This is a genomic window from Streptomyces sp. SID1328 (assembly GCF_009865595.1).
GTDB lineage: Bacteria > Actinomycetota > Actinomycetes > Streptomycetales > Streptomycetaceae > Streptomyces > Streptomyces griseoluteus.
Genome location: NZ_WWKH01001087.1, coordinates 1 through 1,269, shown reverse-complemented (window position 1 = coordinate 1,269; position 1,269 = coordinate 1). Strand labels below are relative to the sequence as shown.

The following is a 1,269-nucleotide window of genomic DNA, read 5'->3' as shown; positions in this document are numbered from 1 at the left end:
TCCCGGCCGCGACCCGCGCGGCCCCGCCGCCGGGATCCGGGTCCACCACGGCGGCGGTGAGCCCCCGCCCGGCCGCGCGCCAGGCGGTGACCAGGCCGATGATCCCGCCCCCCACGACGAGGACGTCCGGAGCACCGGGTCGTTCGGACGTACGTGACGGCATGGGCGTCCCGCCCCTCCCTTCGCCGGCATGACCCGGATCAGGTTCGTACGGTCGGAGGCCGCCAGCCTCCCTCTCAGCCCGGTGCGTCCGGGCTCCCGCGAGTGCAGTTACGGTGGCCAGCGTAGCCGCCCGCCCAGTTCACCCGTAAGGGAGCCCTCGCCCATGCCCCGCTCGCTCGACGGACTCACCCTCGCCCCCGTGACGGACCAGGCACCGGGCCAGGTGGGCACCGGGACCCGGTTCGCCTACCACGAGAGCGAGGGGCGGATCTGGGCCGAGTACGCGGGCGGGGACATCGCGCGCGGCCATCTCGTCGGCACCCGCGCCGGGGACCGGCTGGACTTCCGCTACGTCCAGCTCCGGCACGACGGCACCACCGCCTCCGGGCACTGCGTCTCCACCGTGGTCGAGCTGCCCGACGGCCGGGTCCGGCTGGAGGAGGAGTGGGAGTGGGAATCCGGGCCGGGCGCGGGCACCAGCGTGGTGGAAGAGGTCGGTGCCGCCGCGCACTGACTGACGGTGAGTCAGGTGACTTAGGGTGGCGATGTGAGCGAGCAGAGATCTTCGGCGGGCCAGGCACAGGAACGGCGCGTGGTCGTCGTCGGGGCGGGGATGGCCGGGGTGCAGACCGCCGTCGCCCTGCGCGAACAGGGCTTCACCGGGCCCGTCACCCTGATCGGCGCCGAACCGCACCAGCCGTACGACCGGCCCCCGCTGTCCAAGGCCATCCTGCTGGGCACCGCCGACGGCTCCGCCTTCGACGTGGACTTCGCCTCGCTCGGCATCGACCTCCGGCTCGGCTGCGAGGCGCTCGGCGTCCGTCCCGCCGACCGCGAGGTGGACACCACCGCCGGGCCCGTCCGGTACGACGTGCTGGTCCTCGCCACCGGCGCCGAACCCGTCCGGCTGCCCGGCACGGACCAGGCGCCCGGTGTGCACCTGCTGCGCACCCTGGACGACGCCGAGCGGCTGCGCCCGGTGCTGGCCGCGCAGCACGACGTGGTCGTCGTCGGCGCGGGCTGGATCGGCGCCGAGTTCGCCACCGCCGCCCGTGAGGCGGGCTGCGCGGTGACCGTCGTCGAGGCCGCCGACCGCCCGCTGGCCGG

General features: G+C 75.5%; 3 protein-coding genes and 1 riboswitch. Of the genes, 2 read left to right on the top strand and 1 reads right to left on the bottom strand.

Annotation, left to right across the window (positions count from 1 at the left end; translation table 11 throughout):
• Positions 1–163 (bottom strand): FAD-dependent oxidoreductase (locus GT030_RS35165; protein ID WP_161204535.1); only part of this gene is annotated, 163 nt, incomplete at its 3' end.
• A riboswitch (TPP riboswitch) is annotated at positions 160–272 on the bottom strand. It overlaps the preceding gene by 4 nt.
• Before the next feature lie 53 nt (positions 273–325).
• Here GT030_RS35165 and GT030_RS35160 point away from each other — a divergent pair.
• Together GT030_RS35160 and GT030_RS35155 are read left to right on the top strand one after the other, a co-directional pair.
• Positions 326–676 carry a hypothetical protein gene (locus GT030_RS35160; RefSeq protein WP_202460960.1) on the top strand — a complete coding sequence of 117 codons (351 nt, stop codon included), beginning with the start codon at positions 326–328 and terminating at the stop codon, positions 674–676.
• Positions 677–709: 33 nt separating this feature from the next.
• Positions 710–1,269: FAD-dependent oxidoreductase (locus GT030_RS35155; RefSeq protein ID WP_346009818.1), on the top strand; the 560-nt coding region annotated here is incomplete at its 3' end.